The organism is Mesorhizobium sp. WSM4308 (assembly GCF_002294905.1).
Classification (GTDB): domain Bacteria; phylum Pseudomonadota; class Alphaproteobacteria; order Rhizobiales; family Rhizobiaceae; genus Mesorhizobium.
Genome location: NZ_NSFW01000002.1, coordinates 274046 through 287418 on the forward strand (window position 1 = coordinate 274046; position 13373 = coordinate 287418).

Annotated in this window: 12 protein-coding genes; 1 reads left to right on the forward strand and 11 read right to left on the reverse strand. The window is 61.9% G+C overall.

Features of this window, described 5'->3' with window-relative positions; translation table 11 throughout:
• Positions 1 to 21: 21 nt before the first annotated feature.
• The 4 genes from CK227_RS04170 to cueR all read right to left on the reverse strand — a co-directional run bounded on the left by CK227_RS04170 (position 22) and on the right by cueR (position 3094).
• Positions 22 to 522, reverse strand: a complete 501-nt coding sequence (locus CK227_RS04170; RefSeq protein ID WP_179296381.1) for an MmcB family DNA repair protein — start codon at positions 520 to 522, stop codon at positions 22 to 24.
• Between the two features lie 685 nt (positions 523 to 1207).
• Complete coding sequence (locus tag CK227_RS36620; protein ID WP_019862884.1) at positions 1208 to 1375, reverse strand: hypothetical protein; 168 nt, start codon at positions 1373 to 1375, stop codon at positions 1208 to 1210.
• A gap of 794 nt (positions 1376 to 2169) precedes the next feature.
• Positions 2170 to 2388 carry a hypothetical protein gene (locus CK227_RS04175; protein WP_245318082.1) on the reverse strand — a complete coding sequence of 73 codons (219 nt, stop codon included), beginning with the start codon at positions 2386 to 2388 and terminating at the stop codon, positions 2170 to 2172.
• A 283-nt stretch (positions 2389 to 2671) separates the two neighbouring features.
• Complete coding sequence (gene cueR, locus CK227_RS04180; RefSeq protein WP_095771947.1) at positions 2672 to 3094, reverse strand: Cu(I)-responsive transcriptional regulator; 423 nt, start codon at positions 3092 to 3094, stop codon at positions 2672 to 2674.
• A gap of 226 nt (positions 3095 to 3320) precedes the next feature.
• On the opposite strand from cueR, the gene CK227_RS04185 reads away from it, so the two are divergent.
• Positions 3321 to 3938, forward strand: coding sequence for a L,D-transpeptidase (locus CK227_RS04185; RefSeq protein WP_095771676.1), 618 nt, complete (start codon positions 3321 to 3323; stop codon positions 3936 to 3938).
• 153 nt (positions 3939 to 4091) lie between these two features.
• Here the strand turns inward: CK227_RS04185 and CK227_RS04190 are convergent, their stop codons facing one another.
• The 7 genes from CK227_RS04190 to CK227_RS04220 form a co-directional block, all read right to left on the reverse strand.
• The gene (locus CK227_RS04190) at positions 4092 to 4661 is read right to left on the reverse strand and encodes a NifU family protein (protein ID WP_095771677.1); all 570 of its coding nucleotides are present in this window, start codon (positions 4659 to 4661) and stop codon (positions 4092 to 4094) included.
• Positions 4662 to 4807: 146 nt separating this feature from the next.
• On the reverse strand, positions 4808 to 5299 hold the full coding sequence (locus CK227_RS04195) for a universal stress protein (RefSeq protein ID WP_010913128.1): 492 nt from the start codon (positions 5297 to 5299) through the stop codon (positions 4808 to 4810).
• Between the two features lie 281 nt (positions 5300 to 5580).
• A complete protein-coding gene (gene trpS / locus CK227_RS04200; protein WP_095771678.1) occupies positions 5581 to 6648 on the reverse strand; it encodes a tryptophan--tRNA ligase in 1068 nt (355 codons plus the stop codon).
• A gap of 150 nt (positions 6649 to 6798) precedes the next feature.
• Entirely contained in the window at positions 6799 to 8100 is a 1302-nt protein-coding gene (locus CK227_RS04205; RefSeq protein WP_095771679.1) for a glycosyltransferase, read from the reverse strand.
• A gap of 2 nt (positions 8101 to 8102) precedes the next feature.
• Complete coding sequence (locus CK227_RS04210; protein ID WP_095771680.1) at positions 8103 to 8633, reverse strand: dTDP-4-dehydrorhamnose 3,5-epimerase family protein; 531 nt, start codon at positions 8631 to 8633, stop codon at positions 8103 to 8105.
• A 165-nt stretch (positions 8634 to 8798) separates the two neighbouring features.
• Positions 8799 to 10379, reverse strand: coding sequence for a murein biosynthesis integral membrane protein MurJ (murJ, locus tag CK227_RS04215; RefSeq protein ID WP_095771681.1), 1581 nt, complete (start codon positions 10377 to 10379; stop codon positions 8799 to 8801).
• 150 nt (positions 10380 to 10529) lie between these two features.
• Positions 10530 to 13331 (reverse strand): [protein-PII] uridylyltransferase, encoded by a 2802-nt coding sequence (locus CK227_RS04220; protein WP_095771682.1) that lies wholly within the window; start codon positions 13329 to 13331, stop codon positions 10530 to 10532.
• Between the last annotated feature and the right edge of the window lie 42 nt (positions 13332 to 13373).

A 13373-nucleotide genomic window follows, 5' to 3' on the forward strand; every position in this document is an offset into this window, starting at 1 on the left:
CGCGGTTCGCGGTTCGGCGAACTATTCGCTCTCCCCTTCCAGCGCCGGCACCGTGACGCCGGCCAGTTCCGCCGCCAGCAGCCGCGCAGCACCGGCGCGCGCGATGCGCAGCATCAGCGCCTTGCGCGTTGCCGCCGCCATGCGGTGCTCCGGCGCCTCGCGCAGGATCTCGGCGCCATAGCCGTCGGATAGGATGAAGCCGCACTCTTCGGGAAAGATCTCCGAGGGCACGCCGGGATGGGTGGCGAAGAAGAAGCGGTCGGAATGCAGCCGGTAGTCGGGCCATTTGCGGTCGACCCGGAAATCCTCGATCGAGGATTTGATCTCGATGATCCAGATGTCGCCCTGGCGGGTCAGCGCCACGAGGTCGGCGCGGCGGCCGGTGGCCAGCGACAGTTCAGGCAGCACATGCGCGCCCATCGCCATGAGCAGCCGCTGCACGCCGCGCCGCACCAGCATGGCGCGTTCGGACTGGCGACCGTCGATGAGGGGGTTGATTGCGATGGGGGAAATGATCGGCATGGCAGGCACCATGCCAGATTTTGTTCACGGTTTGAACCCTTTTGTGATAGGCGATTATATGGTTGACAGACCCAGAGTGAAATAGGTATTTTGTCCTAGGCGGGGCGGCAGCTTATTTTTTGAGTATCAGGCATTCTGACGCTGGGATACCACCAGCCATATCGATCTTCTTGTTGATCAGACCGGGAGGAAGAGTGCTCTCAACAACAAACCCGAGCTGCTTGCATGCAGTTACACATCGCGCCACGGCGGGGTCGATATTACCTCCGCCTAGGGAAGTAGGGGCAGTCGTTTGCCCGCATGATGCGCGTGCGCCGTCTGCTTCCCGACGCATCTCAAAGGATTGAACGCTATCCATCGCACCGCATCCGGCGCTGCCTAACGCCACAGCGGCGATCGCAAGGCGAGTTGGTTTGTTCATGGTGCTTGCCCCGTGCGGCGTTACGTTACCCGCTACCCCAGCCGTAGGGGAAGGCTACAGGTCGACTGCCGCTATTCCTTCGGCTTCTTCTTCGGTCGGTCGTCGAGATGCATCCACCAATCTGGTCGGGCGTCTTCTTCTGGTCGGCTCGTGATAGGCGATATTATACGCGGGCAGACCTACAACCGATGCAGGCCCGTAGGGGGTGGTGGTAGGGAAGTCGAATCTGTCTAGCAGACCGATGCAGACCCCTGCGGCTGGGAATCAGTTCGATTCGCGCTGACGTACGCGTTGTTTTTCGAGGAACCGCTTGGCGTGTTCCCCCCACTCCGCTGCCGTGGTTTTGTGCTCTTGAACGTATGTGTCGAAAGCCTTGCGCAGAGCGTCCAGGTCCAAAGCCCAAAACTGCTTGTCTTTTTCGTCGTTCAACATTGTGTCACCAGGCCCATTGGGCTGACGGTATGCCCTTCAAGTCAAGCCTTCAAGAACCGATCCTGACTTCTTTTGGGTGTATCGGCCTTAAATATTCATCCCGTGGAAGTGCGGAACAGGTTCTGCTCTCTGAAGTTGGCAGTCCATGGGCAGGACTTCAGTCTTAATTGAGATGAAGCTAATATAGATATAGCTTAGGCAGTGCGGAGACGATCCCAAAAGCCTGACCCGCAACGACCCGGCACGACCCCATGTCCCCCCGACTGCGAGCGTGCCGGGTCGTTCCTGCGGGGCGTGGCAATCGGCGCATCCAAGGCGCGATCGCTCGCGCAACATTGGTCTGTCGATCATGCAATCGCGATATGCCGGCCGATTAGGTGGCGAACCCCAGCCCTGGGGACCTTCCGTGATCGCGCAATATCCGGGTGGGGGCAGTCTGGTATTCATCTCTGTGGAGCCCTATGTCGTGGCGATCAACTTGCGTTCTTCACTAGAGAGCGGCAAGACTAAAGTCTTGCGGGCCGGTGTACAAAGGTCTGAGGGGACCTTTTAGGTTCCGCAAATGTCCATTGGACGTTCCATTACTTTAGATAGTCGGCATATAAGGGTTGGCGTAAGGAATATGCCTGGCGGAATGGCCGGCGCAGTTTGGCTTTGGTCTATAGGGGGCTGCACCGGCCATTGCGGGTTTGGGCTTTGGGTGATTGTCCCCGCGCTGATTAACCTATATGTATATTAGCAATCGCGCAAATAAGACTGAAGTCCCTGGTTCCACCGGACCTGGCCGGACGTCCTCATGATCTTGATTTTCGCCAGCCGGCCTTCCGGGCTTCTTGCTCCGAACAGAACCAGCGTTCGCCCTTCCACAGGCTGATCCGGGTCTCGTTGTAATATTGCTGTCCCGGAACGTGATAGATGCGCTCGCCCGTATTGTAGCTGATGTTTCCCTTGATGTTGCAGCCCACCAGAGGCGGCCCGGCCTTGACTGCGATCAGGCTGGCCAGGATGGCGATCGCCGCGGCAATCAATGTCCACCAGATGGTGTTGCGCGAGGGACGCCAATGCCGGCGACGCCTGGCGCGCCTTCGCCAGCGGTCGGAACGATTGTCGTAGCGAGACTTGTCCGCTCCCCCTCCCGAGAGGAGAATGCCGCCGCTCTGGCGATGAGTCTATAAGCATTGTCTAACGTAATGGCGCGCCGTCCCGGCCGGCAGAGGGCGAACAACGGCGCCCAATGCGGTGGATGACGGAAAGCCATCTCTCTCGCTCTGCCCAAAATCCCTTGCTGGGGGTCTGCTATGGTCTCGCCGGGACGGGTTTGTCGCCAGGCGCCACGGCCCCTGCCATGTCATCCAGGATCGGGCAATCCGGCCGCTCGTCGCCATGGCAGGCGTGGATCAGTTTCTGCAGGGTCGAGCGCATCGACTGGAGCTCGCGCACCTTCTCCTCGATGGCCGTGACATGGGCGGCGGCGATCTCGCGCACGTCGGCGCTGGCGCGGCCGCGATCCTGGTAAAGCGCCATCAGCTGGCGGCAATCGTCGATGGAAAAGCCGAGGTTGCGCGCGCGGCGCAGGAAGGTCAGCCGATGGATGTCGTCACCGGAATAATCGCGGTAACCGTTGGCGGCGCGCGCCGGCGCGATCAGGCCGATCTCCTCATAGTAGCGGATGGTCTTGGCCGGCAGGCCTGAACGATGGGCGGCGTCGCCGACATTCATGGCGTTGTCCTCGATCTTGCCGGGCCTGCGAGTCAGGCCCATTGAATTTCCTTCACAATCCGGTGAAGGCTGTTGCCGAAATGCCATACTGATACGCTTACCAGCACGTAAGTCCCAGCATATAGGCATCGTGCGCTTGGCAAGCAAAGCAAATGCCAGCATGAATGAAGGCAAGAAAGCGGCCGACTCGTGCCGCTGAAGTTTGGGCAGGGCACCGGATCATCTCATGCGCATGAAGTCGCTTGCAATAATTGCCGCATTGGCGCTGTCCACGGCCATCGCCGGCTGCAGCACCATAGGCGGACAGATCTTCTCCAACGACTACGGCGCAGTGACCGATGCTGGCTACCAACTGCCGCGCGTCCCGATCGAAAAGGTGCCGAGGCAGTATCGCCGGCAGGAAGTGAACTACGACACCAAGGAAAAGCCGGGCACCATCATAGTCGATACGCAGAACAAGTACCTCTACTTCGTCGAGGGTGACGGCCTGGCGATCCGCTACGGCATCGGCGTTGGTCGCGAAGGCTTCGAGTGGCACGGCACCGCCCATATCGCGCTGAAGCGCGAATGGCCGACCTGGACGCCGCCCCGCGAAATGATCAGGCGCCAGCCGGAACTGGCGAAGTTCGCCAATGGCATGGAGCCGGGCCTGAAGAACCCGCTTGGCGCGCGCGCCATGTATCTCTTCAACAAGGGCGGCGACATGGGCTACCGCCTGCACGGCAGCCCGGAATGGAATTCGATCGGCAAGGCGATGTCGTCCGGCTGCATCAGGCTGATGAACCAGGACATCATCGATCTCTATGACCGCGCCTCGGTCGGCGCCAAGGTCATCGTGATGTAAGGACCATGATCCCTCGCGGGATCACGGTCAAACGAGAAGACAAGTTCATACGCGGACCGTCTAGGCAACAACGGACGTCCCAAACAGAAAACCGGGCAATTCGGCCCGGTTTTTTGTTTTTTACGACTGAAGTCGTGCTGGCAACGGGGACGATCAGGCGACCTGTTCGACCTGCTGCACTTCCGGCACGAAATGCCGAAGCAGGTTCTGGATGCCGTGCTTCAGCGTCGCCGTCGATGACGGACAGCCGGCGCAGGCACCCTTCATGTGCAGGAACACCGTGCCGTTCTCGAAGCCGCGGAAGGTGATGTCGCCGCCATCCTGGGCCACCGCCGGGCGCACCCTGGTGTCGAGCAGTTCCTTGATTGTAATGACCAGTTCCTCGTCCGCCTTGTCGTAGAACTCGCCGGTCTGGCTGGTCTCCGCGGCCGGGCCGCTTTTCGCCATGACAGGGGCACCCGACATGAAATGCTCCATGATGGCGCCGAGGATCGCCGGCTTCAGGTGCTGCCAGTCGGGACCGTCCTTGGTCACCGTGATGAAATCGTAACCGAAGAAGACGCCGGTGACGCCGGGGATTTCGAACAGCCGGCCGGCCAGGGGCGAGGCCGTTGCCGCACTGTCCGCATCGCGGAAATCGGCGGTACCTTCCACCAGCACTTCCTTGCCGGGCAGGAATTTCAGCGTCGCCGGATTGGGCGTCGATTCGGTCTGGATGAACATGGCCGTCTCCGTGCCCGCTACGGGCAGATAGTTTGGAATAGTTCTAAATAGGCTTTATCGGCTGGACATTCAAGCGAAACGCATCGCCCGAACGACTGGCTTGCGGAATGTTTTTGCTGGCTGGGGGACAGAATCCCGGGCGGGCGTCAGGCGAGGCTGTCGATCTCCTCGTCCGACAGATTCTGCGGCACCACCGTGACCGGAATGGGGAAGGCGGCGCCCTTGCCGGCCACGGCACCGACCAGCGGCCCGGGACCTTCCTTGCCGGCGCCGGCCGCCAGCACCAGGATGGCGATGTCCTGGTCCTCCTCGATCAGTTTGTGGATCTCTTCCGTCGGCTTGCCTTCACGCACCACCATCTCCGGCTCGATGCCGAGCTTCTGGCGTACCTTGTTGGCGTAGCCATCGAGAGCCGCCCGCGCCGTGGCGTTCGCCTCCTCGCGCATGATCTTCTCGACGCCCAGCCAATGCTGGAAATCGTCCGGCACGATGACATAGAGCAGCACCAGCGTGCCGCTGGTGCTCTGCGCCCGCTTCGAGGCGTAGGCGACGGCGCGCTCGCACTCGGGCGTATCGTCGATGATCGTCAGGAATTTCCTGCGATGACCGGCTTCGCGGCTGAGGCGTTTGGAGACCATGTCTATCTACCTAGTGTCGTGATTTCGAAGTTCGCCTGCTTTCGATATCGCGCTCCGAGCGAACTTCGAAATCAAAAACGACACTGGAAATCAATAGTTTGCTCGTGTCACTGATTTTGAAATTCGCATTGCCCTTGATATCCAACTCTGGCGAATTTCAAAATCGGTGACGCGAGTGCGTTTTCGGCCGCAATCTGCCACCGCCGCCGACCGGCGGCAAGCCGCCGACCTTAGGCCAGTATGTCTTGCGCCGGAATGGTGCGCTGCACTGACGATGCGGATCAGTTCTGAAGCAGCCCGATGATGTCGCGCACCGTCGTCATCGTCGCCTCGGCGAGCACGCCGGCGCGTTCGCCGCCGTCCCTGAGCACCGCGTCGACATAGGCGCGGTCGCCTTCGATGCGGCGCATCTCGCCGGCGATCGGCGCCAGCTTCTCAACCGCAAGGTCGGCCAGTGCCGGCTTGAACACGGAAAACTGCTGGCCGCCGAATTCCTTCAGCACGTCGGCCTTCGACATCTCGGCCAGCCCGGCATAGATGCCGACCAGGTTTTCCGCTTCCGGCCGGCTTTCCAGCCCGTCGACTTCGCTCGGCAAAGCCTCGGGATCGGTCTTGGCCTTGCGGATCTTCTTCGAGATGGTGTCGGCATCGTCGGTCAGGTTGATGCGTGACAGGTCCGACGGGTCCGACTTCGACATCTTCTTCGAACCGTCGCGCAGGCTCATGATGCGCGCCGCCGGGCCGCCGATCACCGGTTCGGTGATCGGGAAGAAGCCGTTCACCGTCTCCTCGCCGACCTGCATCTCGACGCCGACGCCAAGCCGGGCGATGCGGTCGGAAAAATCATTGTTGAATTTCTGGGCGATGTCGCGGGTCAGCTCCAGATGCTGCTTCTGGTCCTCGCCCACCGGCACATGCGTGGCGCGGTAGAGCAGGATGTCGGCAGCCATCAGCGAGGGATAGGCGAGCAGGCCCAGCGAAGCATTTTCGCGGTCCTTGCCGGCCTTGTCCTTGAACTGCGTCATCTTGTTCATCCAGCCGATGCGCGCGACGCAATTGAAGATCCAGGCAAGCTCGGCATGCTGCATCACCCGCGACTGGTTGAAGACGATGTGCTTCTTCGGGTCGATGCCGGAGGCAAGGAAGGCGGCGGTGATCGAGCGCGTCTGGTCGGCAAGGTCGTCATAAACGAGTTGCGCGGTCAGCGAATGCAGGTCGACGACGCAGTAGATGCAATCGGAGGTGTCCTGCAGGGCGACGAATTTCTTGATGGCGCCGAGATAGTTGCCGAGATGCAGGTTGCCGGTCGGCTGGACGCCGGAAAAGACGAGTGGCTTGAAGGCGGACATGGGTTCCTCATGGCTTGTGGAGGGCCGTATAAGCATGATTCCAAAAAGTTGCAGACTTTTTGGAGCCAATCACGCGGCTGGAAACCGCGCGCGGCGAAAGTCTTGCGACGGCGCGCTTATGGACGACGGGTGAAAAACCGGCAAGAGGTATCAGCGGGCTGGGCGGAACTTTGCCAGCAGCCGCGTGCCTTTTGCAACAATGCTTCGCCACCCCAACGGGGTCACCACTATGTCGGCAACGCCGATGCCGCTGCGTTCCGCGGGTCTTTGCAATCTGGTGAGATGAAGTTCCAGAATCGTATGATCGTGCCTTCGTAGCGCCGTTTCAAACGTCGCTTGTGCGTTCCAGAGATTGCCTTCCTGGCGCACGTTGCAAAGGCTTGCCACAGCCGGCTGTCCGTTTGCGGACAATTTGAGCTCGGTCAGCGCCTCGCGTAGGGGGTGCCGGATGTCCAGGCGAATCCGCGCCTTGCCGGCATATTTGAACGGCACAAGCAGCTTTGGGCGCGGATTGCAGCCGACCCACAATACCCAGTCGCCGCCCGCTTCGAGTGGAAACCAGTCGAGCGCTTTTGGCGAGTTGTCCTGCTTGATGACCTCGCGCTGTCTGAGCTTGCGCAGATCCGGGCGGACGACGCCCTTGGCCATCGCATTCTGACTCGAAACCTGACCATTTTCATAGCGCTCGTAGTCCGGATGAACGACGATCATGTAAGCGCCGGCGGCCTTCGCCTTGGCCAGTTCGGACGCCAGATAGGCGTCATATCCCGGCCGGGCTATTCGCCGGACCATTCGCTCCTGCTCGTCCGAAGTGTGGCTCGTATAACTCAGGTAGCGGTGGCCGGCCGCGAACTTGTGGACAGTGACCCGCTGTGTCGAGACAAAATTCATCCCGGACCTTGCCGCCCGCAAAAGGAAATCCGCGTCAACGGGCGCTGTGATCTCTTTGGCATGGCGCCATTTCCCAATTCGATCGGTGACGTCGCGTCGGTGACCGAAACTGGAAGGCGGGAAGAAGTGCCTGAGAGCGGTGTCCGATTCGTCGAAAATGCCGGTCACCCACCGAAAATTGCTTGCCCTGGGGCCATGAAAGATCGCGCCGCTCACGACAAAGTCCGGCTGCGGGTTGTGCCCGAAAAGATCTGCCAGTGCCTGGAGATGGTCCGGAGCCCAGATATCGTCATGACCGAGATAGGCAATGTATTGCCCGCGCGACATCTCTATGCCCGCATTGTTGGGGAAGGCTTGGCTGCCGCCGCGCTCGGGCAGGTTCAGCCAGCGGATTTGCGGAGACGCGAGCGCCCGAACCACATCGGCCGTATCGTCAGTGCAGCAATCGCCTACCACCAACAGCTCGAAGTCCCGACAGGTCTGGCGCAGCACCGATTGTATCGACGGAAGAATATGTCTGCCGCGATTGTAGGTGGCCATGATGACGGAAAACGTGGTCATGTTTATCCGAATTTGTAAGGGATGCCTGGATGATCGTAGGGGATTCGTGATTTGTCCGGATGTTTAGGATCGTAGACGGTTGTCGGCATGTTGATGAATGTCGCGATGCTCTTGCCCCGATTCTGAATCCCGTGAACGACACAGGGCGGAATCGTCAGCAGGATCTTGTTCGCCGCACCGACGTCGAGGACCTCCAGTTTTTGGTATGTCGGGCTATCCTCGCGCAGATCGTAGAGTACGACCCTGAGGTCGCCATTTGTATAGGCGAGCCGGTCGAACTGTCGTTTGTGATAGACCCACGCCCTGATCGATCCCGCCTCGGCCGATACCAGATAGACATGTGGCGGCGGACTTATGGGCTCCAGCAGTGCCGACATGAGGACCGTAAGCTCGCCACGCTTGTCGCCCCTTGTAACCAGCCGCTGCATCCGCACGCCCGCTATCGGATTTTCAATGGAAATGTCTTCCAGAAGCGGAACGTCGTCTCCCCAAGGCTGATCATCAACAAAATCTTCGAGTGATAGCCTGTCCATCGAGCCCTCCAAGTTTAGTGGCAACGCAATCTAGGCTTGTCCTGCTGTCAGTCGGCGCCAAAGGCAATACACGAAGAGGCGATGGCGCCTCAGCACTCGCATATCCACAGGGTTCAAGGCGGTCGCACGGCATCCGCGGCGGCAGTATCAAGAGTCCGGTGATCGTCAGCCGACAGGCGGCGATCCCTTACGCCCGATATTTCTCCGGATCATGCCGAAATCAGCGCCGCCGGTGGCAAAGGCGGTGACGAAGTAGAGCAACGCCCCGCCGGCCACCAACGCCAGCAGCGTCGTCGCCTTGACGACCAGCGGCGAGCCGGGACCGAGCCTGGCGGCCAGCCAGTGCTCGGCGAAATACAGCGCCACCGCCATCACCGCCGCCGACAGCACCAGTCGGGGAATGCGCTTCAGGAGCGGCACGTCGCGGCCCCAATGGCCGCGCCGGATCAAGACCGCAAGCAGCATCAACGCGTTGACCCAGCCGGCCACGGCCGAGGCCACCGCAATGCCGGGTGCGCCCATCCTGGGAAACAGCGTCAGCGCGGTGGCGACGTTCACCGCCACCGAGATGGCGGCGAAGATCATCGGTGTGCGCGTGTCCTCGCGGGCGAAATAACCCGGGGTGAAGGCCTTGATCAGCACGAAGGCCGGCAGGCCAAGGCCGAAGATCGCCAGGATCGCCGCCACGGTCGGCGTCGAATGGTTGGCGGCGAACGCGCCGCGCTCATAGACCAGCCGCACGATCGGCTCCGACATCACCCAGAGCGCCGCCGCCGCCGGCAGCGTCATGAACAGGGTGAATTCGACGGAGCGGTTCTGCAGATTGGCCGCCTCGATGAGATTGCCCGATTTCAGCGCCCGCGACAGTTCCGGCAACAGCACGATCGCCACCGCCACGCCGACGACACCGAGCGGCAGCTGGTAGACGCGGTCGGCATAGGCGAGCGAGGACACCGCACTGTCCTGCGCCGACGCGATCGCCGTGCCGATCAGCTGGTTGATCTGGGTGATGCCGCCGGTGATCGCCGCCGGCAGGGCCAGGATCAGCAGGCGCTTGACGTTCGGGGTCATCTTCGGCCGGCGGAAGCCGATCGAGATGCCGGCATTGCGCACCGCCACCCAGACGATGGCGAGCTGCACGAGCCCCGCAGCCAGCACGCCCCAGGACAGGCTGAAGCCTACGGCATGCGCGTCCAGCCCGCGGTACCAGGCATAGCCAAGCACGCTGATCAGGATGATGTTGAGGAAGGCGGGCGCGATCGCCGCCGCGAAATAGCGGCGCAGCGAATTCAGCATGCCGGCCATCATGGCCGCCAGCGACATGCAGATGAGATAGGGGAACATGATCGTCGCCAGCAGGACGGTCGTCTCGAACTTGCCCGGCGTGTCGGCAAAGCCAGGCGCCACCAGGTAGCGCACGAGCAGCGGCATCGCCAGTTCCATGGCGATGGTCAGCGCCAGCAGTGCCGAGAACAGCACGCCGAACACTTCCTCGGAAAAACGTTTGGCGCCGTCGGTGCCGTGCGTCTCGATCTCCTTGGCAAACAGCGGTACGAAGGCGGCGTTGAAGGCGCCTTCCGCGAACAGCCGGCGAAAGGTGTTGGGGAATTGGAACGCCGCGTTGAAGGCGTCGGCCACTGGTCCGGTGCCGAGCGCTGCCGCCATCAGCATCTCGCGGCCGAAACCGAGCGCGCGGCTCATCAGCGTGCCGGAAGCGACGGTAGCGAATTTCTTGACGAGGCTCATGCGTTCGAAGACTGCCTTAGAGCGGTTTTCCCGGAAAAAGCGCGTCGCGCTTTGCCTTGGGAATTGCGTTGGAACAAAAAGCTGGAGCGGTTCGCCGTTTCCATGAAACGGTGAACAGCCCTGGAGCGTGGGAGAAGGTGGGGATGGCAGTCACTCGGCGGCCGCCTTGGCCTTGCCGCCGCGTTCGGGCGAGATGCCTTCGAGCGTTGTCGTCAGCCGGTTGCGGATGGTGGCGATGCGGGTCGGGCTGTCGATCTTCTGGCCGGTGAGGTCCGTGACATAGAAGGTGTCGATGACCTTTTCGCCGAACGTGGTGATGTGTGCCGATGCGATGTCGAGCGACAGGTCGGACAGCGTGCCGGTGATCTCCGACAGCAGGCCCGGGCGGTCGAGCCCCTCGACCTCGATGACCGAAAACCGGTTCGAAAGCGTATTGCGGATTTCGGCGCGTGGCGGGATCTTGAACACCTTGGCGCCGCGCTTTGGCTTGGTGCGCTTCTCGATCATCTCCGGCAGCCAGCTCTTGCCCGACAGCACGTCCTCGATCAGCCGGCCGACACGCTCGGCGCGCCGGCGTTCGTCCTCGTCACGGTCGAATTCCCTCGAAATCAGGATGGTGTCGAGCGCGCGGCCGTCGGCGGTGGTGAAGATCTGCGCGTCGACGATATTGCCGCCGGCGCCGACGCATGCCCCGGCAATGACCGAGAGGAGACGGGGATGGTCCTGCGCCAGCACGGTGATTTCGGTCACCGCCTCGAACTGGTGGGTCTTGACCATGGTGGCGAGCTTCTTGCCGGCGGCGTCGGCCTCGCGGACGAATTCGGCGTGGCGCAGCTGATCCGGCAGGTCGACGGTCAGCAGGTAGTTCTCGTAATGCAGCCCGACATAGCGCTTGCGGTCCTTGCCGGACCAGTCGGCGAGCGCCTCGGCCAGGCGTTCGCGCGCCGCCGCCGTGCGCTTGGCGCGCGACACTTCCGAAAAACCGCCGGTCAGCAGCAGTTCTGTCTCGTAATAGAGCGTGCGCAGCAACTGGCCCTTCCAGCCGTTCCACACACCCGGCCCGACACCCCTGATGTCGCAGACGGTGAGGACCAACAGCAGCTTCAGCCGCTCGACCGACTGCACGATCGAGGCGAAATCCTCGATGGTCTTGCGGTCGTTGAGGTCGCGGGTCTGCGCCGTCATCGACATGACGAGGTGGTTCTCGACCAGCCAGGCGACGGTTTCCGTGTCCGCCACCGACATCCCCATATGCGGGCAGATGCGCCGTGCGATGCGGGCGCCGGCCTCGGAATGATCTTCCGGCCTGCCCTTGGCGATGTCGTGCAGCAAGACGGCGACATAAAGCGCCTCGCGGCTCTTCTTGAGGCCGGGCATCAGCGAATGCGACAGCGGATGTACCTTTTCGCCATCGCCGCGCTCGATCTCGGCCAGCACGCCGATGCAGCGGATCAGGTGCTCGTCGACGGTGTAGTGGTGGTACATTGAGAACTGCATCATGGCGACGATCTTGCCGAAATCGGGGATCAGCCTGCCGAGCAGCCCGGCCTCGTTCATGCGCCGCAGATTGAGTTCGGCATTGCGGTCCGAGGTCAATATGTCGAGGAACAGCCGGTTGGCCTCTTCGTCGCGCCGCAGCGATTTGTTGACCAGGCCGAGCGAGCGGGTGAGCAGTTTCAGCGCATCGGGATGGAATTCCAGCCCGTGCTTGTCGGCGAACCAGAACAGCCTGAGCAGGTTGACCGGATCGCGCTCGAACACCTGGTCGTCGGCGATGTTGATGCGGTGGTTGTCGACAATGAAATCGGAAGTGCCGGCAAGCTTGCGCTTGCGGCGCTGGAAGGTGAGGAAGATGCGGTTGAAGCCGGGAACGTGCTTGGCTTGTTCCTCCTCGAGCGCCGCGCAGAAGATGCGGGTCAGGTCGCCGACATCCTTGGCGACGAGGAAATAGTGCTTCATGAAGCGCTCGACCGCCGACAGGCCGGGATGGGTGGTGTAGCCGAGCCGCTCGGCGATCTCGCGCTGGATGTCGAAATGCAGCCGCTCCTCGGCCTTGCCTGTGAGGAAATGCATGTGGCAGCGCACCGCCCACAGGAAGTCCTCGGCCTTCTGGAACTCGCGGTACTCGGCCTCGGTGAAGACGCCCTTTTCGACCAGTTCCTCGCCGGTGCGCACGCGGTAGAAATACTTGCCGATCCAGAACAGCGTCTGCAGGTCGCGCAGGCCGCCCTTGCCATCCTTGACGTTGGGTTCGACCAGATAGCGGCTTTCGCCGGCCTTGGCATGGCGATCGTCACGTTCGGCAAGTTTGGCCTGGACATATTCGGGGCCGGTCGTGCGCACCACCTCGTGGTCGAAGCGCACCATCAGCTCGTCATAGAGCTTGCGTTCGCCCCACAGGAAGCGCGCTTCGAGGATCGAGGTGCGGATGGTGATGTCGGTGCGCGACAGCCGCAGGCACTCATCGATGTTGCGGGTGGCGTGGCCGACCTTCAAGCCGAGATCCCACAGCATGTAGAGCATGTATTCGACGGTCTGCTCGCCCCATGGCGTCTGCTTGTAGGGCAAGAGGAACAGAAGATCGATGTCGGATCCCGGCGCCAGCGTGCCGCGGCCATAGCCGCCGACCGCCACGACGGCCATGCGTTCGGCCGACGAACGGTTCTTCACGCGGTACACATGCGTCGCGGCGAAATCGTAAAGCGCCCGGATCAGCTCATCCATCAGATGCGACAATCGCTCGGCGCAGGCATTGCCGCCGCCATCCTGCTTCAGCATGGCCTCGGCAATCCTTCGGCCTTCGGCGAGCCGGGCCTTGAGAAGCTGCAGCACGCCGGCGCGGGCGGCGGGTCCCGAACCATCACCCGCCGTGGCCGTCGTCAGCGCGGTCATCTCGCGGCGCAAGGCTTCGCCGTCGATCAGTTCGTCGAGCTTCAAGGAGATTTTCGCCATAGGTATCAGTCGGCCTTGCCATTTGGGCGGCGTCTATAGCGT

Coding starts and splice junctions, on each gene's coding strand:
- CK227_RS04170 (WP_179296381.1), bottom strand. CDS start 522: ATGCCGATCATTTCCCCCATCGCAATCAACCCCCTCATCGACGGTCGC.
- CK227_RS36620 (WP_019862884.1), bottom strand. CDS start 1,375: ATGTTGAACGACGAAAAAGACAAGCAGTTTTGGGCTTTGGACCTGGAC.
- cueR (WP_095771947.1), bottom strand. CDS start 3,094: ATGAATGTCGGCGACGCCGCCCATCGTTCAGGCCTGCCGGCCAAGACC.
- CK227_RS04185 (WP_095771676.1), top strand. CDS start 3,321: ATGCGCATGAAGTCGCTTGCAATAATTGCCGCATTGGCGCTGTCCACG.
- CK227_RS04190 (WP_095771677.1), bottom strand. CDS start 4,661: ATGTTCATCCAGACCGAATCGACGCCCAATCCGGCGACGCTGAAATTC.
- CK227_RS04195 (WP_010913128.1), bottom strand. CDS start 5,299: ATGGTCTCCAAACGCCTCAGCCGCGAAGCCGGTCATCGCAGGAAATTC.
- trpS (WP_095771678.1), bottom strand. CDS start 6,648: ATGTCCGCCTTCAAGCCACTCGTCTTTTCCGGCGTCCAGCCGACCGGC.
- CK227_RS04205 (WP_095771679.1), bottom strand. CDS start 8,100: ATGACCACGTTTTCCGTCATCATGGCCACCTACAATCGCGGCAGACAT.
- CK227_RS04210 (WP_095771680.1), bottom strand. CDS start 8,633: ATGGACAGGCTATCACTCGAAGATTTTGTTGATGATCAGCCTTGGGGA.
- murJ (WP_095771681.1), bottom strand. CDS start 10,379: ATGAGCCTCGTCAAGAAATTCGCTACCGTCGCTTCCGGCACGCTGATG.
- CK227_RS04220 (WP_095771682.1), bottom strand. CDS start 13,331: ATGGCGAAAATCTCCTTGAAGCTCGACGAACTGATCGACGGCGAAGCC.